Here is a 23096-nt window from a genome sequence, read left to right as displayed (position 1 = left end):
ATTTAACGTCGATATAAATCATGAAAGTTAGTTAAAAACAGCAATGAAATAAGCTACAATTGGCCATAAAAAAGCCTGCATGAAGCAGGCTTTTTTTATTGAAAACAAGTCGTAATCAATTATAATTAATTCAAATTAGTGTTTCATACTTAATGATGCTGCTTGTTTATTAATTGCCGATAATGCAATTCCAGTTAACGCGGCATCTGTTTTTTTCTGTTCATTGAGCGTCATAGCCAGCATTTCTGCGGCTTTACTTTCACCTAGTGTTTGAGCAAAGGCATGTAAAGTTCCATAAGTAGCAATTTCATAATGTTTAACCTTTTGTCCCGCCGCAATGATTCCTGCGTCGCGTACATTTCCTAGTTTGGTTGCTTCCATTGTGACATTGCTCTCTTTTATTAATCCTTCCATTGCTTCACATTTTTTCGCAGTCGGTTTTATTCCGGTTACTTCAAATATTTTTTCTAAACGGGAAACGTGATGTTCTGTTTCAGTTAAATGATTTTTTAAGGCAGTCACTAATTCTGGAGAGGAAGCATTACTAACCATTTTTGGTAAACTTTTACTCAACACTTTTTCAGCAGAGTAAATGTCTTTTAAACCAACTTCAAATAATTCTCTCAAGCCTTGAGCTGCATTTGCTTTTGCTTTTACAACTTCTTTTTCGCTTTCTTGTTTATTCATTTTCGATTCCATAACAGTTGTTTTTAAATTAATAACGTTAAACTGAGTTGTAGTCAAGGAGACTATTCACTTATCGTTTAAGTTTTATAAAATTAAACAAAAGAACGTTCAAATAACTGTTAATTAACGATTTGTAAATAGGAATAGTTTTGTTATACTAAAAATATATAATTAGTGTCTTTAAAAAATACGCTTATTAATTACCGTTTTGGAATCTAGATTTTACTTTTCACGAAAGTTCTTTTACGATTTTATTTTGTTTTGCAGGCTGCTCCATCCACCTCCATTATACACCTGTGAATAACCATTTGATTTCAGAATACTTTTAGCAGAAGCACTCCGCATTCCCGAAGCACAACAGGTAATAATTGTTTTGTTTTTATCTTTTAGTTTAGCTAAGTTGCTACTTAACATATCTACCGAAATGTTAATGGAACCATTAATGTGTCCTCCCGAGAATTCCCCTTTGCTTCGTACATCCAGAATAATGGCGCCTTGTTTTACTAAAGTGGCATAGTCAACTTTTGGTCCAAAACCCAATATTTTTTTGATTGTATTTATCATTTTATTTAAGTGGTTTGTGATTGAAAGTAATTTACATCTAGCCATGAACCGCCATTATAGCAATCAATTCCCTTTTGTGAAAGAAAATGTTGCGCTTGTCCACTTCGGTTTCCTGATGCGCAACAAAGTATTAATGGTGCTTTTAAATTCTTTAATTCTTCCATTCTTTCCTGTATTTCTCCCATTGGAATATTAATGGAATCTGCGACATGACCGCCCATGAATTCTTCATGTGTTCGTACATCTACGATGGTGCATGCTTTTTCTTTAATCAAGTTTTCTATTTTCATTTTTTTCGATTTTAAAAATTAATTTTTTATTGCTTGCGCAAAAACCAAACTGTTTTTGATGTAATCATCGGTTGCAAAGTCAAGTGATTCTATTTTTATTTAAACAAAAGTAATAGAACAAGAAGCGCTGTACAGTAACTTTTGTTACACAAGATAAAATTTAATCCATTTCATTTTTTTTTACCAATGAAAAATGGAGTGCAAATTTGTATTAAGATTTTGTTCTGCTGCGCAAAATAGGATTGAGTCTTGAATTTACAGTAAAGCTGAAATCATCACTAGTATTAAGGCAGTTTAAAAGCAGGAAACTTTATTCTTGGTAATTTTGGATTATAGTACACTAGAAAGTTTGTAGTTCACTTTTTCGTTTATGCAATTGTATTTCTAGATCTCTAATACTTTCTGCGATTGCCACTTCAAAAGATTCATTATCAGCGGAAGCAAATAGCAGAACACCGGGACAACTTAAAATAATTTCGCATATTTTGCCTTTACCATAAGTGACTTTATCTTCTTTGAATATAACATTTGCCCGAATTACCCAATCAAAATGTTTGGTAATAAGTTCCAGTTTTTCGGTCACTAATTTTTGCGCGGTATTATTTTTGTTTGTTCGAACAAATTGAGTAATTATTTCCATGATTCCTGTTTTTTTTATAATTTGTGCGATTGTTTTTTGGTTGCTAATAATTAAAAAATAAGACCAATCCAGACATTGAAAAAAATCTTTTGGAATGAAAATTTCTATTTTGTGTAGGTTCTTACAAAATGAATTTTTTTACTTTGGGGCAGTACCCAAATTTACGAATTAAATTCAAAAAAGAATAATTTTGAATGTTAAACAAACTAAAAAAGCGTTGGCTAAATTCAGTTATAACTAAAAATAGTCATCAATTTACGACAGCAAAACAGATAAAATTAATGCTCAATTCTTTAGTAATTTACAGGTAATTTTTTTTTAAAATTAATACTACTAACACAATATTTTTAAAAATTAGTTGCTGGATTTTATACATTAAATTAATATATTTGTAAAAAAAAATGCGTTTTTCACTTGGTTTCCTACTACTTTTAAATGGTGTCTTTTTAGTAAGTTGCAGTTCTAAAAAAATTACTGACACTTCTTATTTATCCTCTTCAAAAGCGAAAGAGACAAATATTCCACAATTAAATATTTTTGTACCTAAAAATACAAAAGGATCAGCAAGTCCCGTTTTAATTTTCGTTCATGGCGGAAACTGGAACAGTGGACGAAAAGGAACCTATGATTTGCTGGGTAGAAATTTTGCAAACAAAGGAGTGATTACCGTTATTCCGGATTATACTTTGAGTCCGGCGGCTGATTATGATACAATGACCAAGCAAATTGCAGCGGTGATAAAATGGACCAAAGACAATATTAGCAAATACAATGGCAATCCAAATCAAATCTTTATCACTGGACATTCTGCGGGTGGACATCTTGGCGCTTTGGCTGTTATGAATCCAAAATACGGAATTGATCCGAAAAGTATTTCAGGTATAATCTTGAATGATGCTGCAGGTCTCGATATGAAGAATTATTTAGAACAAAATCCTCCAACTGCCGAAAATGATTACGTAGCGACTTGGACAAAAAGTCCTGCCAATTGGAGGGAAGCTTCCCCCATTTATTTTTTAGACAAAAACACACCTCCTTTTTTGATTTATTTTGGGGATAAAACCTATAACTCTATAAAAACGGCTAACAAACGTTTTCTCGATGCTTTGCAGCCTTACCAAGCGGGCGTAGTTCCCATTCGTCTGAATAAAAAGCACATTCCGATGGTGGTTCAGTATTTTTGGCCCTGGAGCGACCGTTTTGATGAAGTTGTTGACTTTATGAAATTGCATACAAAGTAAAAACCATTTGGATAAGAATGGTTTTAAGGGAACGTTAATTTATTTTTGGCTGTAAGCGCAAAAAATAATTTAGTGATCAAGTTTTTCTAAATTAACTGACGCTTGCACTCCCATTATATCAGCCTCTTCTTCCAATGCACTTTCGGTAGTGATCATCACATTATCTTTTACTTGCATAGTTGCTTTTACCCGGCCTTTTTGCTGTTGTACAACATGCCATACTTCATGCGGCAAATGCTTTTCTTGTCCCGGAGCTAGATGGATATCTGTTCCTTTGGCATAAGCCAGTGAATTCAACTGCGCTGGTTTGTCAGAATTGTAATGTACTTTCACCTGATCCATTGACATCCCTGAGAGATTTTCTATGCCTGATTTTAGATTATCGGGTAATCCAGTTTTGTTTTCTTTTTTTTGTATCCTTTCTTTCATATTTATATTTTGGATTCCTTTTTTAATTGAATATTTGAATCAGCCCGAAATTAACCGATAAATCAGTAGGATTAGAATGGGAACGAAAAAGGTGGTGTAGATCAACTTATTATGTTTCGCTAACCAGTTTGGTAAAAAAATATCGAAATTATCTTTTGTTGAATCCGAATATTTGCGGGCAATTACGGTTATCGGACACATTCTTTTAAAAAGCAACAAAACGAGTCCTTCCATCAGGATCAGTCCAATGCAAATCCAAACCCATTTGTCAATTTTATTTATAAGAACGGAGTACAATAAATAAAATAAAACAACATTGAAGAAGACCCAAATAACGGTATGGATTATTTTAATGATGGTTAGTTTATCCATGGCCAGATTTCTTTTAAAGCAATTGTCGTTTTATTCTTTATTCTTTAATTTTTAGATAATTCTATTTTATTCAAAGTAAAAGTCATAGTTGAAATATCGCCTGTAACTTCATTAATTCTAGAGTTGGTGAAATACAAATCGTGGTTATAAATACTAAATGTATCCGCCCATCTAATTTTATCGCCTACTACAAGAATATGGATGCTGCCATCTTGTTTTCGGTACATGATTTTGTTGTTTTCTAAATCAGCAAAATATAAATTGCCATTTTCGTCGAGTATCATTCCATCTGGTGCCGATGTTTTTGCCACTAATTTAACTGATTTTTCGACTTCATTATTGTTTGCATTGGCTAATACTTTTGTACTTACGGAATATAAACTGTAGCCTGTTAATGCATGAAAATAGAGTACGTCATTTTTAGTATCCAATGCAATTCCGTCAGAATTAACAGTGTTTTTCCATTTTTTGTTGTTGAAAGTCAAATAGGATTGCTCCGCTTTTGTGGAGAAATGGTTGTCTAAAACTCTGGTAGATTTCCCAGAAGTTATATCCAGTACAATTAAACCGGCTCTGCCAGAATCAGTACAATAGATTTTATTGTTTTTTTTATCCACACGTAAATCGTTGATATAAGAATTCGGATAATAACTATCTTTTTGTAGCAGATAGGTTTTCTCCAATTTATTATCACTTAAATTGAAGACAAAAAGTCTTGGAGCATCTAAAACGGTACCAAATAATGGATTACGGGTGTCTAATACATACAATTTGTTTTCAAAAGCAATAACTGATTGGACTCCAATAAATTTTTGGTTTTCAACGGCGCTACCAATTTCCCAAGAATTCCATTCTTTGTTGGGATACGGTAATTTTTGATTGTCTTTGGTAATTTCAACCACGGAATTTTTAACACCTTTTCTCCATCGGGGGAAGTTTACAAAAATCCTACCTGTTGAGCTGACAGTGACACCAGTAATTTGCTGCCCCTTAAATTCAGCCACTTGTTGAACTTGTTTAGTAACAGTGTCAGTTTGTTTTGAAGTTTCGGCGTCTATTTTTTTGGTAGTTGTTTGTTTACACGAAATTACCACTATAAAAACGGAGAGTAAATAAAGAATATTTTTCATTTAAGTTGAAGTTTATAAGTCCAATACAACCTATTGGGATTGTGGGTTAAATTTGCATAATGTGTTCGGCAGCAAGTTCGTTGAGACTTAATTAGCCTACTATTTTTCTGTAAGTTACAAATATAAATAGTAGAAAGTGGTTTCCGTTTGCAAAATACAGCAATGTTTTTAAAGCCAGCTGGGCCACAAGTGCATCATTTATAATAGTGGATTTTTACAAAATTATAAATAAAATAAGCACAAGTTAACCACGCGCAACATATAAATAGTAGTACCATCCAATTCAATTTCCATTTTTCTTGTGGCTGATTTTGGACCTTATCTTCCGCATCTGCCCAAACCGCTTTTGGGACTAGTTTTATGGCAAAAGCGATTAGTATTGGGACAATTATAATATCGTCAACCAAACCTAGAACAGGAATGAAGTCAGGTATGAGTTCTATAGGGCTAAATAAGTACCCTAAGGTAATCCAAATAAGTATTTTTGCTGTAATTGGCGTGCGTTGGTCCTGATATACAATTTGTAATATGCGAGCTTGTTGTTTTAATTTGGAAGCCCAAACTTTAATTTTTTTAAGCATAATTTTCTGCGTTTAAATTTGCACAATAGGAGCACATTGCAGGCGACTTCCCGGATTCGCAAGAAGCGACCTTTTTTTATTTAAGAAGTTCCTGCACTGCTTTTTTTTAGGAATCAATTTAACATACGCCAACATTTTACCAAATTAGGTCCATGAAAATGGCATCATTGATTTTTTCTAAACGTTGTTGAATGGCGTAAAGCAAGGTAAACCATAATCATTAAAAAAGAAGCAATCCAAAAAATAGTTTTTTCATTAGTTTTTGATAAGGGTGTCTGTAATAAACTAATTACGGCATAAATAATTAAAATAGCCCTGACAAAACATGGAATTTAAGATTCCGAAAGCTAACATGAAATATAAACGACATGCAAATCTCATCATAATTCGTTTTCTCCTTTTTTCTTGATTTGATAATTCAATGGCAAAAGTATCACCAAACATCAGGGTAAATATTGCATCCGACTTTGGTCCAAACATAAAAAAAACGGGGGGTTCCTAATGATCTTATGTTTCTCCATAATACATGCAGGTAAATTACGTGGAAAATACTACACATCAAAGTGTTACCTATAATGGGATGTCATATTAGAAACTATAGCAAAACCTCTACTAGCGTCGAGTATTTCAATTCGGGAATTTAAAGTCTTGGTATTCAGTTGTTAAAGCTAGATTTCTTTAAATTGGCAAGTTGAATAAAGACTATTAGAAAAAAAATAAAAAATACCCAGTCATTTATACCGTATATTGAATAAAATATTCCTGCCAATACATCTTTTTTATAAACATCATAAACGTTATTATTCAGGATCCAATTTATCCAGATATATCCATAAATGAACTTTTCAATTGCAAAAACTCCCACGAGCCATTTTACATTATGGTAATTCTTTGCCACCGACATATATGCTAATCCCCAAATAAAAATCATCAGTAACCCAAAATTGGACATTACTGTTGGATCAAATTCAGGAATTATCGTGTTTGTAAATAATTTCGAAAAAATTAGTACCGTTGCGTTCATTAATCCAGCAATAATGAATCCTTTTGTAATTATCGAATTTTTAATTATCATAGCTCAACTAATTTATTATTTAGATTTATGTTTTTTTAAGTAGTCTAAGTACTGATCTAAATTAAGCTTTTTAATTCAAAAAGATTTTCGTTGATACTAAATTGATACTAAAAAGATATACAAATTTAAACCACAATAAAATAAGGCAGGCGAAGAAGCCCACAAACCATCTTTGATTTTTAGCCGAACTATTACTCCTAAAAACATCAATAAAGCCAAGCCTCCCGAGGATATCAGTAACATAATGTTAGACATTAATCCTACCAATAAACCTAAACCTCCCAAAATTTCTAAAACAGCAGTAAGTGTTCCAAATCTACGCAGTCCAAATCGTATAAATTCTTCTTTCATTTTTGAAGTTGTAAAATAAGCTACACCGTAAGCTAAAAAAGAGAGACTTGAAAAAAGAATTAAAACTTGTAATAAACGCATTAGGCAATTAAATTAAGAGTTACGCCAGCAATAAAAAGACATAGTAGCAAAAGAAACAACGAGGGTATACGTTTTTGCCAAGGGTTATTCACTTTGAAATGAAAATACTGTGCGCTTATCATAAGGAAAGCCATCAAAAGTGCGGGAATTAGAACCAGTGAAGGATACCAGATACCAGCCACAAGTAATGTTGCCAAAGCTATTTTAGTGGCCCCTACAATCGTGCGTGTTAGATCACTTAAGCCATATTGTTTAAATTCTTTCACGATATTATCGAAACGAAATACCCATACAATAATAATAGAAATAGCAACAATCAGTTGCGCAATAATTGATAAATTTACCATCTTAGTTTTTTTAAATTTCCGTACTCATTTGGCTTTTTAGATGCTGCCCCGTTATTTTTAAGTGATTTCTGGTCTTCACTTTATAATTCGCGTCTGTGATTACTTTTTACAATGGCCCTATAATTTTATGTTCACTTATTCGAGTCATAACAGCGTTTCGGTTAAAAAGTCTGGCCAACCTTGCTTCTGGGTGTCATACAATTACTCGTGGACACTTCGCAAACTCGTACTTTTCATTAGAAAAAACGAAGTTAGGAAAAGAAACATTCTGAAAATTAAAACGTAACCACGAGATGTAAAATGTATTTCAATCATACGATACTGTTTTATTTTTCGACTTCGTTACTTATTCAGAAAAGAAGAATACATCCATACCAATTTTTCTTGCAATCTTATGTAGTCACTCATTAAGGCGTTCGTTCCTTCGTCTTGTGCGTCGTCAGAAATTGTAAGTAGCTCTCGTTGCAGTATTATTATGGTTTGAAATGAAGTTAAAATATCTTCGACCGCTTTTATACCATCACTCACTAGAACACTTTCTTTAATTTTAGATGTACTACGGTAGTCCGTGTAGTTATGCTTTGGCGTATGTCCCAATGTTAAAATTCTTTCTGCAACTTCGTCTATTTTCAACAGCAAGTCATTATATAGTTCTTCAAACTTTACATGAAGTTCAAAAAATTTTTCGCCTTTAATATTCCAATGATAACCTCTCGTGTTTTGGTAAAATATGGAATAGTTGGCCAAAAGATCATTTAGTTTTTCGGCCAAATGTTTTGCTTTGTCAGTGTCAAGTCCAATTCGATTTGTAGTATTCATTTTATATATTTTGGTGAATGATTTGAATTATTTGTATAAAAGTAGCACTTATTTTTTCAATAAATGTAACAAAGGCTACACAAGTGTAATATTCTACATTTATTATTTTTCACTGTTTGTAGTATGCCATTTTACGCTGGTAAATAAGTTTCCCCTGCTTCATCAAATTGGAGATTTTACTACAGAATATTATTGCCGAAACCAGAATGTAAATAAAAACGGGAATTTCACTGAATTCCAGCTAGCTCAAAATGGCTGTTAGCCTAGGTATTTTTACGATATCCAAGTATCTTCCATTTTTTCGATTATCCACTTTCCGTTAATTTCCATTATATATATTCGGTAACCTCTTCCGCATCTTCCATAATAACTAAAACTACCTTCTAAAACTCCATTTTTTTTATTCTTGTCGAATTTTATTCTTGAAATTTCAAGTAAACCAGAAAATACAAAATTATATTTTTGTTCATATAATAAAACTCTATGATGTTTTAATAGAATTTCTGCTTTTGGAAATTCAGATATATCTTTTATTTTAAATTTTCTATTTAATTTAATTTTTGAAAAGTCAAATTTAAAATTACTGTAATTTGAATTTAATAATTTTGATTCACCAGCTAATCTTCCTTGTCCATAATTTAATAAATATTGGTCGAAACCAATAATTATTTTAGATGTATCATTATCAACTCTTTTTTGTTCTGCTTTCCACTTCTGATATTTAATTCTTTCTTTACTTGTAACTTTTGAAGTGTCAACTTTTATAATTTCTCCTTTATTCCAAGTTTCTATTCCAAATGTCGGTGGTGGGTTCATTTTCCTACTATCAAGACAAATGGAGTCAACTATTTTCGGAAAAATTTCAGTCATACATTTTTTTCAAATTCTACTTCATCAATTTTCTTTTCACAGTTCATAAAAAGAATTAAAAATGTTAGTAACAATATTGTTTTTAGCAGTTTTTTCATAATTTGTAGGCTAAAGTCAGTTCCTCTAAAAACCTTTTAAGTTTCTCAAACTGTGTTGTGAATTGGTAAATATAGTTGATTTGTCGTACAAAAGAAAGTCTCTGTAAAAAGAGGCTGATAATAATTCGTGAATAATTTCAAGTGGCAAAATGCCCTTAATAGTGCTTCAATACAGTTTAAAAACACTATCAATAAGTTTTAACTCATTTGGATCAATCAAGTTGAAGATTCTCTTGAGATCGTTGGCAGTAAAAATGAGTCCAACATCGGCAGAGGGTAATTGAACCGGATTATAGATGCTTCGGTTTCGTTTTTAAAGAAAGTAGGTACTCGTTGAAAACGAGCACAAGAGTGAATATTTCTTGCGAAACGTGAATGTGAATTTAGCACAAAATCTCCAATCTTGGGAAACGGCTGTTGTGCGATCGTGCTTATTCTATATCAATAATAATCGCAATATTTTCTTTTATTTTTTCTATCAAATCAGTTGGTAATTTTCCAACCTTTTTAATCAATCTTTTGTTGTCGATTGCTCGAATTTGGTCAATCATTATGTCGCAATTATCGTGTAAATTTGCTATTCCTTTCTTAAGATGAACTCTTAAAATTTCAGAATCATCTTGAACATTTGTAGTTATTGGACAAACGATTGTTGATGGGTGTGATATTTTATTTAGTAAGTTTGTTTGAACTATAAGGACTTGTCTAGATTTACCTGCTTCAGTTCCTATTTGTGGATTCAAGTCAGCAATCCAAATTTCATATTGATTAATCTGCATAGTCAATTCTTTCAAATTCTTTTAAAATGTTCATTGACTCTTTTTTGACTAACTCGGATTCGGCTTTAAGTTGTTTTTCTAAAATTTGTCTTTTCTGTACTTTATTATAATATTCAATTGCTTCGTTGATATATCTATTTCTAGAAATACTGATTCTAGAAAGAATTTTTTCAGTTTCTCCGAATATTGAATCATCTATTTTAAGCGATACTGTTTTCATGTGTTGTAATTTGATATTACAAAGGTATATCTTTTTTAGATATCAAATTGTTTAACGCGATTTTTTTCGCATTACCGCTAACGTCAGTTCGTCTAAAAACCTTCAAAGTTTCTCAAACTGCATTGGGAATTTGTAAATATAGTTGATATGTCGTACAAAAGAAAGTCTCTTTAAAAAGAGGCTGACAATGATTCGTGAATAATTTTAAGTGGCAAAATGCCCTTAATAGTGCTTCAATACAGTTTAAAAACACTATCAATAAGTTTTAACTCATTTGGATCAATCAAGTTGAAGATTCTCTTGGAATTGTAGTAAGTAAAAATGAGTCCCACATCGTCAAAGGGTAATTGAACCGCATTGAACCTGATTTGATTTTCTTTTTAAAGAAATTAGGTACTCCTTGAAAACGAGGACCAGAGTGAATTATATCTGGCACGATTGGAAAAAACCCGAAAGGAAAAGGAAAAACCTGATCGTATTGGGCGTTGACCAAGAGTATGACTTTGCTTGGATTCGAACCAGGAACGGAGGTTGGGCGATAGCGTAGAGTCTCATTATAGAAACAAATATTACGCTTAAACGCTTGGAAAAACGAGGGTAACAATCATTGACCGATGTTTACATCTAACTCAATCCATCTCTCTGCGAACCGTGTCGTCCCAAAACACGAGATGGTGTGCGAGGCGCACTCCGTTCCATTAGGTGGGGAGCCGTCTACGCGATTGTACGGTTATTCTTCTCTGTCCACAAAGCGATTTACATTAGTTTGTGTGCCTGTACAAGATCGCACTATTTAGTTTTTAATAAGCTAACTATTTTACTGTATAATATTCTTTCATCAAGAGGTTTTGAAATATAATCATTCATTCCAGCAAGTTTACATTTTTCTAGATCAACTGTTGTCACATCTGCTGTTAGAGCAATAATTGGAATATTTGAATTCAGTGTATTTCGAATATATTCTGTGGTTGCAAATCCATCCATCACTGGCATTTGTAAATCCATTAAAATAATATCGTAAATCTCTGTTTGCATTTTTTCAATTGCAATTTTTCCGTTGTCGGCAATATCATGCTTAAATTGGAAATCGTCTAAAATTATTCGCATCAACATTTGATTGAGTTTAACGTCTTCAACCACTAATACTTTTATGTCCTTAATTTCACTGTATAAAATATCCTCTGTATCTGTTAGTTTAATTGCTGTAAGGGCTTTTTTAAAAGTTAAAGAAAAACTAAAAGATGAACCTTCATTAACTTTACTTTTTACTGAAATTGTTCCGCCTTGTTTTTCTACTAACTGTTTACAGATCGCAAGACCTAATCCTGTTCCTCCGTATATTCTTGAAGTGGAACTTGTTGCTTGCTGAAAATTTTCAAAAATGGATTCTATTTTATCTTCTGGTATCCCAATTCCTGTGTCGGTTATTGCAAAATCAATGGTCACATTCTCTTCGTCTTCCTTCAACAAACGAACCATTATGTTAATTTTCCCTTTGGTTGTAAACTTTAAAGCATTACTCAAAAGATTTAAAATAATTTGCTGCAAACGCACTGCATCGCCCAACAATAACTCTGGAATATTTTTATCGTATTCTTCAATCAACGCTAAATTCTTTTCCTGGCTTTTCAATTCAAACAATAGAATTATGTTTGATATTAATAAGTCCATTTTGAATGGTGTCTCTTCAAATGTCATTTTTCCTGTATCTACTTTTGCTAAATCAAGTATATCATTAATTAGGACAATGAGTGCATCACCACTAGTTTTTATGGCTTTTACATATTCTTTTTGTTTTACCGATAAATCTGATTTTAGTAACACTTTTGTAAATCCAACAATGGCAGTCATTGGTGTGCGGATTTCGTGGCTCATGTTTGCTAAAAATTGTTGCTTGGAGTACAAGGCAGTTTCTGCTTTTGCATTTGCTTCTGTCAATTCTTCGCTAAATCTTTTCTGTTCATCAATATCGGTATTTGTTCCTATCCATCGCTCAATATTTCCTTTGGCATCTTTTACAGGATAGGCACGGGTTAAAAACCAATAATATTTGCCATCATGCCTGCGAAGCGGGAAGGTCAATTCCCAGGCTTCGCCTTTCTTCCATGCTTCTTTAATAAACTCCACAACTTTATTTACGTAGTCGGGATGATGGACTTTTTCCCATCCCCAACCTTGCATTTCTTCCAGCGTGGTTCCAGTGTAATCATGCCATCGCTGGTTATACCAGTAAATCCATCCGTCACCACTCGCGATCCATGCAAGATTTTGAATGCTGTTTGCAAAAGTGCGGAATTGGTTTTCGCTTTCTGCAATTTTTTCTTCTGCTTCTTTCTGTTCAGTAATGTCTAAGCTTATTCCGGTAAGCGTTATAGATTCTCCGGCTTCGTTATAATGGTACCGGCCAACGGCTTTCATCCAGCGAATGACTTTGTCATTTGCTCTTTCAATCCGGTATTCTACTTCATAAATAGAGTGATTTGTTCTTGCTTCTTCTACTTTTCTAAAAGTATTTTCTTTATCCTCATTAACAATAATTTTATACCAGTCTACATATTCAAGGTCTTCTTGCTTTTCATCATATCCCCACATTTTTTTATGCAGGGCACTCCATTCTAATTTTTGTGTTTTTATGTCTAACGACCAGGTGCCAACATTTGCCGAATCGGTGGAAAGCTTTAAGTGCGTGGCCATTTTTTCTAATGCTTCTTCCGATTTCTTTTTTTCGGTAATGTCTCTTGAAACGGAAATGAGCTGCTGCACGGGTTCACCAGGTTTACCAATAGGCGATAACACCACATCCCACCATTTGGGTGTACCTTTAACAGTAGGGCAAAATGCTGTGAAGTTTGCGGTTTCTCCTGTCAATGCTTTGTCAACCGAAGCTTTTACTAATGCTTCATTTTCACTGCCCCAAAGCGTAAACCAATTTGTGTTTTTAACCGTGGAAAAGTCATCTATCTCCATCTGGCAAAGCCCATTGAAGTTCATAAATTGAATACGACCTTCCATATCTAATACTTTTAAACAATCAGGGCTACTTTCTAAAATGGTGCGGTTAAACTCTTCGTTTGCTTCAATTTGTTTTTTTGCAAGCACTTGTTCGGTTACTTCAAAGGCGAATACGGTAATGCCTGTAATGGTTTCATCAAAATCCTTGTAAGGCTGATATATAAAATTGAAATAAGCATCAACGGGTATTCCGTTGCGCACCAGTATGGTTTTGGTTTCGGATGCTTCAAAAGGAACTCCGGTAGCGTAAACACCGGCAAGCAACTGAGGAAACACCTGGTCTTTTAATTCGGGTACTCCTTCTAACAGCGGTTTATTAAGTATAGTAGTTCCTTTTCCCAGCACATTAAACATTGAATCATTTGCAAATTCTAATACCATTTCAGATCCTTTAAAAATAGCAATTGCCATAAGGGATTGCGAAAGAATATTGCTGAGAAGCTTTTCGCTTTCTTCAATTTGTTTGCGGGCGTTCACAGAATCTGTTACCTCTGTTGTTACTACTGTGATGCCGTAAATTTTATTGTTTAAATCTCGCAATGCTTGATAAATCGAATTAAAGTAACCATTTTCTATTTTTCCATTACGGTTAACTTGAAGTAGTATTTCATTAGAGATAAATTGGTTACCAGTACTATACACTTGGTCGAATATTTGTTTTAAGCCAACTTCCAATTCAGGTGAAATTTCTAAAAGAGTTTTATGAAGTACCTCCTCCTGTGTTTTTCCCCAAATTTCGAGTGCAGTTTTATTAACTGTTTGTAAAATAAAAGTTGGACCAAGAAATGTGGTTATAGCTACTGGAGCTTGCGAAATAAGGCCTTGGAATGTCAATTCAATAGCATCCATAGACAATGGCTCTGTGTGATGTGCTTTGCCCTGATTTTTTTTGTCCATTTTATTTTTTTAATAGTTTATTCTTTTTCTAAGCAGTTCTATAAACTAAACCTTCGGTAGTGTTTTTCCTGAAAATGTTACTCCTGTGTAAATATATATATAAAACCAATTAAGATGACAAAAAAAAGAAGATGAAGTAGTTGTACCAACTGCTATCATCAGGCGAGCCGTTTCAGAAGTTCCTGATTTTGATGATTTATTTCATGGTTTTAAACGAACTACTTCCGTTTTAGGCAGAAGTGAAAATACCTGTAGAAACTACGGTCAGCATTTTGCGGCTATGGCATTGCATTTCGGAAAAATCCCAACGGAGTTAGAAATTGAGCAAGTGCAAGAATACTGGTTTATGCTTCAAAAACGCTCAAAAACGCCTTCGCAAACGTACTTTAAACATTGTGTTTATGGTCTTTGATTCTTGCTTAAATCAGAGGGCTTGCCTTATGAATACCTACATTTACCCCCGATAAAGCACGATCAAAAAATCCCTACGATTCTCAGTAAAGAAGAAGTTTGGCGGTTGCTTACTAGTTGCCAACTCCTGAAACATAGAATGCTTATTGGACTTTTGTATGGCTGTGGATTACGTTGCATGGAAGCCCGAAGTGTGCGTTTGCAAGACTTGGATTTTGATCGCGAGCAACTCAAAGTGGTGCAAGGCAAAGGTAAAAAAGACCGCTATGTTCCGCTATCCAAACATTTAATTAGAGGACTCTAAACTTATATTGAAGCCGAGAAACCCAAAGTGTATCTATTTAACGGACAACCTCAAGGTAGAGCAGGCGGTGATTTCGATAGTCGCTATTCCCAGCGTGGCTTCATTGTTGGCTTTTCAAGCCCAACGAAGCTTTAGCTGTTGGTGGATGTACTTCTTTTAGGTATTTAGATCCTTCTTCTTATCAGCTTTCTTTTTTGTTTGTTTTTTCTTTTGAAAAAAATCACTCAAAGCTTTTTCTTCAGCTAAAGTTAAAGAATCTAGTCCTCCAATTGTATCAATTTCTATATCAGATTTTTTCGCTTTCATAACTATTTATTTTGAAAATATTTATTGATTAATTTCAAAGCTGATTTTGTTTCAATTATCATAACTCTGCCGCCAAAATGAAAAGCTCCAAGTGTTTTTTCATAATGTTCAACTAATTGTGATTTTGAAAGGAAAGAAACATTTCCATCGTGTCCACGTTGAAAAGATAATTTACAAGCATAAGCTACTAAATTGCCAGCTACGCCAGCATAAACTTTTGTTTGTCCTTTGTTGAATGGTGCATTTTCAACAAGATGCATATAAACGTGGTCAGATTTAACTTCTAGACTGACCAATCCTTGAATGATTTTCGAATTACCCGAAATAGTTAGTTTATAAATATCTCTTACAGGATTTTTAAATTCTTCATTCCAATTAAAAAGCCAGCCATTTTTCTTTGTTACAGATTTTAAATCAGAGTTTTGAAGAATAGAAATTTCAGTCTGAAAACTGTCTCCAGTAATCACGTTTTCTATTGAGTTTGTTAACTTATCAATTACAAAATCTAGTCCTGTTTCAGCTTCTTTATCCATTCAGCTAATTTAATCAAAATATTCTAATTCTGAAAATATTACGTTTTTCCGATTTCTGTGGGCGTATATCCACCAACTTCTCGTGGCTTGCACTAGTGTTGAACTTCGTAGCCGCATATTTGCCATTAGGATAGTTTTTCTTGCGGAAAATAAACGTGAATTTACCACTTTTCTTGCCATTTCTTGTAACCGCTGTTATATGCCGTTTCTATCTTTTGTTATTTCATTAAGTGTCATTTTAGAGCATACAATAAACCAATCTCTACAATAACGCAAATGAAAAAAGAATGACTGCAAATTTGTTTGCGATTTTATATCATTTTCAATATTGTCTTTTGTGCTTGCTAACATTATGTCTGGGTTATCGTTTAGGAAATCGTCTAATTGGGATAGAATTAAATCTTCACCTTTTCCAAATTCTATGTCGTCAATTAAGTTAAAAGAAGTGATATCTTGAAGAGCCTGAAAAACGATTCCGAAAAACTTCAATTCTGACAAAATATATGTATCTACATCCCATTGTTTGATAACAATTGTTGTAGTTTTTAAATCATTTTCAACAAGAATTTTTTCAACGATTCCGTCATAATCTTCACCGCCATTTAATGTTATTTTGATTGTATTCATACTTACTTTATTAGTTGTCGTTGGCTATGCAATGGCATATAACGTTCCCTTGCTACAAGAGGTTTGGGATTAAATTAAGCCTTATTTTCGGATTTGCCTAAACTTCCCAAATACAAGACCATTTTTAAATTAAACCAAATGCCCAAATCTCTTGTAGCAAGTGTTCGCAAACGTTATTTTGTGTTCAATCCCTTATTTATAAATTTCATAAAGTTATCTTTATCAGTCAAATAGCTTTCTGTTGCAATAATATGCCCGTTTGAATCAAGGATAGCAAAATATGGTTGCATATTCACACTAAATTTTTCGATTTGTAAATTTGAATGTTTCTGCCCAATAGTTGTAATTAATATTCCGGTAGATGTTGATGTAAATTTTTCAGAATTTGCTAATTGGGTTTTATCATCTAGATAAAGACTCACAAAATAAAACTGATTTTTAAGTTTTTCGTAAATCACATCTTCAGATAATATGTTTTTTTCAATCTTCCTTGAATTTATGCAACCATAACCTGTAAAATAGATTATTAGTGGTTTATTTAAAGTATTAGCTTTTTTTAATAAATCCGCTAAATCCGCGTTTCCATAATTTGTAAAAATATCTGAATAATCCTCTGATTTTTTTAAAGTAGTAACTTTATTTTTATTTTGTTCTTCATTAAGAACCATGAAAATTTCTTTATACGTTTTTGACTCTGAATTTTCTTTTACAAAATCATGCATTTTAACTAAATAACTTTCAGAAATTTCGAGTTTTTTAAGTTTTATTTTGTCCTCATTCCAATTTTCGATTCTAGCAATCTTAGTTGAAAGTTCTTTTGAAATCAATGTTACTTCTCTAATTTTTGGATATTGCTCACTTTTTTTAAAATCCAAAAGTTTACTCAATAAAGTTCCGTAAGTTATTTTTTCATTTTTATTTTCGGATGTAAGTGTGATGAGTATTGTAGCTAAAATTGAATTGTTTGAGAAAATCTCTAAGTCAACAGAATCTAATCCACAATTTTTAAAATTAGAAAAATCACTTTGAAATTTTTCTAAGTCATTTATTTCGATATCAATTTCTTTTGATAATAATTTGTCGCATTCAACTTTATTTTGAGCAACTATATTCAAAAAAAATAATGAGAGTAATATTGTAATCGTGTTTTTCATCTATAATGTTTGCTAACGTCAGTTCGTCTAAAAACCTTCAAAGTTTCTCAAACTGCGTTGTGAGTTTGTAAATATAGTTGATTTGTCGTACAAAAGAAAGTCTCTTTAAAAAGAGGCTGACAATGATTCGTCAATAATTTCAAGTGGCAAAAGGCCTTTAAATAGGCTTTAATAGAGTTGAAAAACACGGTCAATACTTTTAGATACTGCTTTAACTCATTTGGATCAATCAAGTTGAAAATTCTCCTGAGATTATAGGCTGTAAAAATCAATCCCACATCGGCAGAGGCGTGTTTTATGGTTTTCTTGGTCATGAAATAAAAATCCCATTGCCGTTTAATAACTCCGTAGGGATGCTCCACAATGGCTTGTCGCCTGCGATAGATTTCATAGTTATTCTCGATTCGAACTTTGTTTTCGTAAATTAAGTCGGCATATTGGGAGCGTTCTATGAGTCTTCCTTTAACATTTTTAGTGCATTTCTTAAAGAGTTCGCAATTCAAACAGGCACTAGTTTTATAATGCTTCATTTGGGTTATTGATTTCCCGTTTTTTTTGGAATACCAATTCCCATTAGTGGTTAGGATTTCATTAGCGGGACACGTATAAGAATCAGTGTCTTTATTGTATTTAAAATGTTCTACATCAAAAGCAGTATCGGGTGCATGTGCGGCAACCCCTGGAATGGCAACCAAGACAGCAACGCCTAGTTTATTAGCATACTCAAACTCGCTTCCGGTGTGGTATCCTTTGTCATAAATGGCGGTAAAATTGTTATGTCCCAAAATGACTTTACTACGGCGCAGCATGCCTCCCATAGCTTTAGAATCATTTTCATTAGTGACCTTAAAATCAATTGGGATATTGTGCAAAGCATCTACTGTTGTTTGTACAGTATAGGCTACTTCAGAGATGTTATTTCGAGTCATTATTTGGCGACTATCGGGATCTGAAGTAGAGATTTGGGTAATACCGGTTGTCTCAATTGTATTCTTGTATTGAATGTATTTTTGTTTTTGGATAGTATGTTTTCTAACCTTTGTTTCTATCTTTTTCTTTTCAGTTTCATCGCCGTCCGCTTTTGCTAAAGCCAGATTGTATTCTTCTAATCTAGCATCGATATAAGCAATATGCCGTTCTATTTTACTGGGATTGAAATTGTTTTTCTTAGAGTTTTGGGCTCTAAGTTTAGTACTGTCACCCGCGACAAGGCTTCCGCCAATCAGTTCAAAATGGGAAGCCATCTTCACCGTTGCTCGAAAGACACGCGCAATGGCTTTGGGATTGTCTTTTCTGAAATTGGCGATGGTGTTGTGATCTGGAACAAGTGCTTTTAGCAACCACATGAGTTCGATGTTGCGGGAACATTCTTTTTCGAGAGTTCGCGACGAACGCATGCGATTGAGATAACCGTAAATAAAAAGTTTGAGTAAATCCGACGGGTGATAGGCAGGTCTTCCGTTTTCGACAAAGTCGAAAGCAAAACCAAAATCACTCAATTTTAAACTATCCACAAAAAGGTCGATGAGCCTAATTTCATTGTCTTGCGCAATGGCATCATCAATTGATGAGGCAAAAAGTGGCAGTTGGTTTCTGTTGGTTCCGTTGATGAATTTCATACTTAAATGTACAAAAAATCAATCGTATTACAAAATATTTTGAAAGATTTTTAATACAAATAAGTTAGCGAGAGCTAAAGAGGTTATTAGACAGTTTGACGTCCCGCTGCTTTGAGATGGTGGGGAATTCGTAACCTTTCAATTTTCTGCTTTGCAGAATTATGATGCGAAACGGTAATTCCACTAAAACCCCACTATATCAAAACAGCTGTTGGCGGTTCGGTTTTATTTATTTGTAATATTCTAGCATAAATGAATTCAAGATGTTTTTAATTTCTAATTTATAATTATCTTTTTGTTCTATTTCACGTTTAAATATTAAATGATAAATTCTGTCATCATATATAAAAACATACGATTCTATATAAAAATTTAGCATTTCATTTAAATGACTATAAGATAAAGTAAAGGCATTATATTTTGTTTTCTGATTTGCTAAGGTTGTCAGTTTTGATTCTATAGTCTTCATTTTGTACGCACGCTTGTTTTCTAGAAATTTTAAAAAAAAGTTATCTGGTAAATTGTCAATGTCAATTTTGTTATTATGTAAATTACAAATCTGTAAAATGAAAATACCTCCATTGTCTGGAGCTAAAGCACTAATTTCAGTTCCAAGAACTTGTCCTTTTTGCAAAGTCCAATTTTCTGGAATCTGAAGTCTGAAATTATTAATTTTACTATGATAATACCCAATTTCGTTTAACTTGATATCTAGACTAGAATAATCTTTAAATTCAATATTAGTTTCAACAACTACTTTTTCATTCATTTTATATTTGTTTTGAATTAGCAAACAAAACAACCAAGTAATAGATATTAAAATTATAAAAATTTTATTATTCCATTTTCTACTAAAAAGCCAATAGATTAAATACAAAATGGAACCATAAACTAAACCAGCCAACAATGCAGTTAAAGTGTAAAAAAAATAGCCATAGTCTTTATTTTCAAACGTGGAGGGAAAACCAAATATTGAAAAATTAATTAAACTCAAAACAGCCATAACTAACCACCATTTTTGAAATGGTTTATGGAAAATAGGGTGAAATTTCATTTTATATTGGTTTAAGGTTAAAATTATGTGGTTAATCATTCCGCCACTTTAATGGAATGAAAGGTTAAATTACTTTAAATACTTAAAGCCAAAATAACCTAAAATTAAAGATATTATTATGAGTATAATTTGTGCAATTAGTTTGTGGTCGGTAAATTTCCAAATCCTAAACCATATTGATTTCGGTTCGTTTTTGCTTGGAATGGCATTTGTATTATTGTTAATAGGAATTTTTTTTAAAAGTGAACCTTGATTTATTTGACCATTAACGGTAGAGTCTTTTATAGATAATTTATTTTTTACAGATGTTTTACTCTTCTCTTTCATAGATAATTGTTTTGTAAATCCGCCATCATTTAATATTTCTTTTGCTGATTCTGATGCCACATAATAAACATAACTATATTTTTGTCCGTTATCATTAATGCCTTTAGAATTAGAACGTAAAACATAACCGTTAGAAATTAAAACATCGAGAGCATATTTAGTTTCAATTAAATTTATGTTAGACAATTCGCTAATACTTTTTTTGTCTAACATAAAATTTGTTATGACTTTTAAAATACCGTTTAAAGTTTTAGTACTTACCATTAAATTATTCATTATGTATTTTAAATATAACTACTCTTTCTCCACGTTCTGCTAAACTGACCGCCAACGTTCTCGCGCCTTGCGCAGTTTGCGACTTACGAAGACGAGTATTTTCGGCTAAACGAAAATACGATAAAAAACGGTAATTCCACTAAATTAGCAAATTGCGCAAGACGTGTGTTAGCGGTTCGGGCTTCTTTGTCAGTGAAGGGTAGAAGTGTCAATTTTGCAGTTATACAATATATTGTCAAATAGATTGTGGGTTTATGATTTTAAGTTCAACAAGTCTTTTCTGTTTCCAAGGCTGTGCAGAGCCGTATTTATTTCTTTGCCCTGATTCCCAATTAAGAACTTTTACAAATGGTTTTCTTGCTTCTCCTTTTGGGTTTTCAATTGGATAAAGATTTTTCATATCTAACCAGTCGAGCACATCAAACTCAAAGTTATTCTTTTCCAATTATTGTGTCAATTCCTAGATCGCTTAAATCCTTTGACCTTGATTTTGCAAGTTCAGGTTGTGTTCCATTTTTTGTATGGTTTCTAATAAATGTGAGATTGTCAGCCAGCCAGCCACCTAATTCTGCTACTATTGGGTTAGGGTCAGTCTGCGAAGGAATCCATCTTCGTATTCCTGCTTTCAAACATTTATTTTTTAAATTTTCCAAATCAATCAAGCGTTGAATAAATCCATCTTGATTTACTATGCCACCTTCATTTTCAGATTCAGTTAAAAATTTAATTTCTTTGAGTCTTGTGATTTCATACTCAGTAATTTTTCGTCTTTTGGTTTTATAGTTTTTTTCGTTTTCCAGTTGCGCCAATCTTAACCTTTGATCCATACACCATTGTGCTAAGTCATTCAAAGGATTTTGCTTATTTTTTTTATCTACTTTAATCCAGGAAAACTCTTGATTAATTGATTTGCAATAAGTATCTAATCTTGCTAGTTTATTTTCCCATTTTTGCATCCATATAATTTCATTAGGGTTACCCCAAAAGAAATTTTCTTTATTTAATAATTCCAAGTGTTCAGGAAAAATTGCCCTAATACCATTTTCGTCTATTTGACCATAAAACTCTCTTTGTCTTTTATACCATTTATGTAGTTTGTGTGATGGAGGTATTATGGTGTTTCCATTATTTTCAATTTTGAATTGTTTAAATTCTTCAAAAAATAGTGGCCAACTTTTTTTATAATCATCAGATATTGCAAATCTGTCTTTTATTGTGTTGGAATCAGAAGTTGGATTTTTTCTTTTTTCTTTTTCTTGTTCTATTTTTAGTAATCTTTCTTCTCTTTTGCGTTCTGCTTCAGCAATTTTCTCTTCTTCTTTTTCAAATGCTTTATCAGCAATTTGATGCTTTTCTTTATATATTTTATATCTTTTTTCGTAATCTAAAATTGTTTCAAGTCTTTCAATTCTTTTTGATTTAGTTCTGAAATAATTTAGTTGCTCTAATATATCATTATGAAGCATTGAATCTATTGTTGTATTGCATTCAATTGATGTTTCAATATTTGTTTCTAAACCACCGCTTGTCAAATTCGCAGAACCAATAAATACTTTCACTTCATTTTGAGTTCTAAATAAGAATATTTTTGGGTGAAAAGTCGTTAATTTTTCTGTGTTAAGGTAAATAGTATGACCGTCATTAAAAAGTTGCTTTAAAGCACTTGGTTCGGTCTGATAAAAATTTGTCCCAACAAAGAATATAGTTTTAGTTTTTTTTTGATTTATTAATTCTAATAAACTTTTCAGTCCCGAAAATTTAAGAAATGCAGTGCAAATTGTAATTTCTTCTGCAAGTTCAATTGCATTTGAAATTTCAGTTTTGTGATTTATAACTTCGTTATTTGAAAGTAGTTTCATTGGTGGTGTCGTCTTTTAGCCTGACCGCTAACGGTTCTCGGCTTTGCGAAGTGGCGGATTTTTAGCACAAATGTTCAATTGAAAAACCGAACTTGAACCTTGCACTAAACTGTCATAGAAGCACTGAACCCGCCATTTTGCAA

Annotated in this window: 27 protein-coding genes; 2 read left to right on the top strand and 25 right to left on the bottom strand. The window is 32.6% G+C overall.

What is annotated here, in order from left to right:
* Positions 1-135: 135 nt before the first annotated feature.
* The 4 genes from H4V97_RS05545 to H4V97_RS05530 all read right to left on the bottom strand — a co-directional run bounded on the left by H4V97_RS05545 (position 136) and on the right by H4V97_RS05530 (position 2181).
* Positions 136-699, bottom strand: a complete 564-nt coding sequence (locus H4V97_RS05545; RefSeq protein WP_245345196.1) for a ferritin-like domain-containing protein — start codon at positions 697-699, stop codon at positions 136-138.
* Positions 700-930: 231 nt separating this feature from the next.
* On the bottom strand, positions 931-1251 hold the full coding sequence (locus H4V97_RS05540) for a rhodanese-like domain-containing protein (RefSeq protein ID WP_209549149.1): 321 nt from the start codon (positions 1249-1251) through the stop codon (positions 931-933).
* Positions 1252-1256: 5 nt separating this feature from the next.
* Positions 1257-1541: a rhodanese-like domain-containing protein gene (locus H4V97_RS05535; protein ID WP_196851494.1), complete on the bottom strand. Its 285-nt coding sequence runs from the start codon at positions 1539-1541 to the stop codon at positions 1257-1259.
* Positions 1542-1881: 340 nt separating this feature from the next.
* Positions 1882-2181: an HPF/RaiA family ribosome-associated protein gene (locus tag H4V97_RS05530; RefSeq protein ID WP_209549148.1), complete on the bottom strand. Its 300-nt coding sequence runs from the start codon at positions 2179-2181 to the stop codon at positions 1882-1884.
* Between the two features lie 401 nt (positions 2182-2582).
* On the opposite strand from H4V97_RS05530, the gene H4V97_RS05525 reads away from it, so the two are divergent.
* Positions 2583-3422: an alpha/beta hydrolase gene (locus H4V97_RS05525; RefSeq protein ID WP_209549147.1), complete on the top strand. Its 840-nt coding sequence runs from the start codon at positions 2583-2585 to the stop codon at positions 3420-3422.
* 69 nt (positions 3423-3491) lie between these two features.
* Here H4V97_RS05525 and H4V97_RS05520 read toward each other — a convergent pair whose 3' ends face one another.
* The 12 genes from H4V97_RS05520 to H4V97_RS05465 all read right to left on the bottom strand — a co-directional run bounded on the left by H4V97_RS05520 (position 3492) and on the right by H4V97_RS05465 (position 14483).
* Positions 3492-3851: a DUF4157 domain-containing protein gene (locus tag H4V97_RS05520; protein WP_209549146.1), complete on the bottom strand. Its 360-nt coding sequence runs from the start codon at positions 3849-3851 to the stop codon at positions 3492-3494.
* Positions 3852-3890: 39 nt separating this feature from the next.
* Complete coding sequence (locus H4V97_RS05515) at positions 3891-4223, bottom strand: hypothetical protein (protein ID WP_209549145.1); 333 nt, start codon at positions 4221-4223, stop codon at positions 3891-3893.
* Between the two features lie 44 nt (positions 4224-4267).
* Positions 4268-5353, bottom strand: coding sequence for an L-dopachrome tautomerase-related protein (locus H4V97_RS05510; protein ID WP_209549144.1), 1086 nt, complete (start codon positions 5351-5353; stop codon positions 4268-4270).
* 194 nt (positions 5354-5547) lie between these two features.
* Entirely contained in the window at positions 5548-5934 is a 387-nt protein-coding gene (locus tag H4V97_RS05505) for a YkvA family protein (protein WP_209549143.1), read from the bottom strand.
* A 655-nt stretch (positions 5935-6589) separates the two neighbouring features.
* The gene (locus H4V97_RS05500; RefSeq protein ID WP_196851487.1) at positions 6590-7009 is read right to left on the bottom strand and encodes a hypothetical protein; all 420 of its coding nucleotides are present in this window, start codon (positions 7007-7009) and stop codon (positions 6590-6592) included.
* A gap of 96 nt (positions 7010-7105) precedes the next feature.
* Positions 7106-7441 carry a hypothetical protein gene (locus tag H4V97_RS05495; RefSeq protein WP_196851486.1) on the bottom strand — a complete coding sequence of 112 codons (336 nt, stop codon included), beginning with the start codon at positions 7439-7441 and terminating at the stop codon, positions 7106-7108.
* Entirely contained in the window at positions 7441-7788 is a 348-nt protein-coding gene (locus tag H4V97_RS05490; RefSeq protein ID WP_196851485.1) for a DoxX family protein, read from the bottom strand. The genes H4V97_RS05495 and H4V97_RS05490 overlap by 1 nt, the downstream gene beginning before the upstream one ends.
* A gap of 342 nt (positions 7789-8130) precedes the next feature.
* Positions 8131-8607: a Dps family protein gene (locus H4V97_RS05485; protein ID WP_196851484.1), complete on the bottom strand. Its 477-nt coding sequence runs from the start codon at positions 8605-8607 to the stop codon at positions 8131-8133.
* A 273-nt stretch (positions 8608-8880) separates the two neighbouring features.
* Complete coding sequence (locus tag H4V97_RS05480; protein WP_196851483.1) at positions 8881-9477, bottom strand: hypothetical protein; 597 nt, start codon at positions 9475-9477, stop codon at positions 8881-8883.
* A gap of 529 nt (positions 9478-10006) precedes the next feature.
* Entirely contained in the window at positions 10007-10354 is a 348-nt protein-coding gene (locus H4V97_RS05475) for a type II toxin-antitoxin system PemK/MazF family toxin (protein WP_196851482.1), read from the bottom strand.
* Positions 10344-10574: a hypothetical protein gene (locus tag H4V97_RS05470; RefSeq protein WP_196851481.1), complete on the bottom strand. Its 231-nt coding sequence runs from the start codon at positions 10572-10574 to the stop codon at positions 10344-10346. Before H4V97_RS05470 ends, H4V97_RS05475 begins: the two co-directional genes overlap by 11 nt.
* Positions 10575-11363: 789 nt before the next feature.
* Positions 11364-14483, bottom strand: a complete 3120-nt coding sequence (locus tag H4V97_RS05465; protein ID WP_196851480.1) for a PAS domain S-box protein — start codon at positions 14481-14483, stop codon at positions 11364-11366.
* Positions 14484-14898: 415 nt separating this feature from the next.
* Here H4V97_RS05465 and H4V97_RS15940 point away from each other — a divergent pair, with 415 nt between their 5' ends.
* The gene (locus H4V97_RS15940; RefSeq protein ID WP_317192122.1) at positions 14899-15198 is read left to right on the top strand and encodes a tyrosine-type recombinase/integrase; all 300 of its coding nucleotides are present in this window, start codon (positions 14899-14901) and stop codon (positions 15196-15198) included.
* Positions 15199-15354: 156 nt separating this feature from the next.
* Here the strand turns inward: H4V97_RS15940 and H4V97_RS05455 are convergent, their stop codons facing one another.
* The 9 genes from H4V97_RS05455 to H4V97_RS05415 form a co-directional block, all read right to left on the bottom strand.
* Positions 15355-15504, bottom strand: a complete 150-nt coding sequence (locus H4V97_RS05455; protein ID WP_196851479.1) for a hypothetical protein — start codon at positions 15502-15504, stop codon at positions 15355-15357.
* A 2-nt stretch (positions 15505-15506) separates the two neighbouring features.
* Positions 15507-16037 (bottom strand): hypothetical protein, encoded by a 531-nt coding sequence (locus H4V97_RS05450; protein WP_196851478.1) that lies wholly within the window; start codon positions 16035-16037, stop codon positions 15507-15509.
* 195 nt (positions 16038-16232) lie between these two features.
* Positions 16233-16664 carry a hypothetical protein gene (locus H4V97_RS05445; RefSeq protein WP_196851477.1) on the bottom strand — a complete coding sequence of 144 codons (432 nt, stop codon included), beginning with the start codon at positions 16662-16664 and terminating at the stop codon, positions 16233-16235.
* Between the two features lie 173 nt (positions 16665-16837).
* Positions 16838-17818, bottom strand: coding sequence for a thioredoxin-like domain-containing protein (locus tag H4V97_RS05440; RefSeq protein WP_196851476.1), 981 nt, complete (start codon positions 17816-17818; stop codon positions 16838-16840).
* Positions 17819-17865: 47 nt separating this feature from the next.
* Positions 17866-19437 carry an IS1182 family transposase gene (locus H4V97_RS05435; protein WP_245345195.1) on the bottom strand — a complete coding sequence of 524 codons (1572 nt, stop codon included), beginning with the start codon at positions 19435-19437 and terminating at the stop codon, positions 17866-17868.
* Between the two features lie 229 nt (positions 19438-19666).
* Positions 19667-20491 carry a hypothetical protein gene (locus H4V97_RS05430; protein ID WP_209549142.1) on the bottom strand — a complete coding sequence of 275 codons (825 nt, stop codon included), beginning with the start codon at positions 20489-20491 and terminating at the stop codon, positions 19667-19669.
* Between the two features lie 69 nt (positions 20492-20560).
* The gene (locus tag H4V97_RS05425) at positions 20561-21094 is read right to left on the bottom strand and encodes a hypothetical protein (protein WP_209549141.1); all 534 of its coding nucleotides are present in this window, start codon (positions 21092-21094) and stop codon (positions 20561-20563) included.
* 235 nt (positions 21095-21329) lie between these two features.
* Positions 21330-21539: a hypothetical protein gene (locus H4V97_RS05420; protein ID WP_209549140.1), complete on the bottom strand. Its 210-nt coding sequence runs from the start codon at positions 21537-21539 to the stop codon at positions 21330-21332.
* Positions 21526-22953 (bottom strand): phospholipase D family protein, encoded by a 1428-nt coding sequence (locus tag H4V97_RS05415; RefSeq protein ID WP_209549139.1) that lies wholly within the window; start codon positions 22951-22953, stop codon positions 21526-21528. The genes H4V97_RS05420 and H4V97_RS05415 overlap by 14 nt, the downstream gene beginning before the upstream one ends.
* Positions 22954-23096 lie beyond the last annotated feature (143 nt).

This window comes from Flavobacterium sp. CG_23.5, from assembly GCF_017875765.1.
GTDB lineage: Bacteria > Bacteroidota > Bacteroidia > Flavobacteriales > Flavobacteriaceae > Flavobacterium.
Note: the sequence above shows the minus strand (reverse complement) of the source record. Positions and strands in the feature narration are given on the sequence as shown.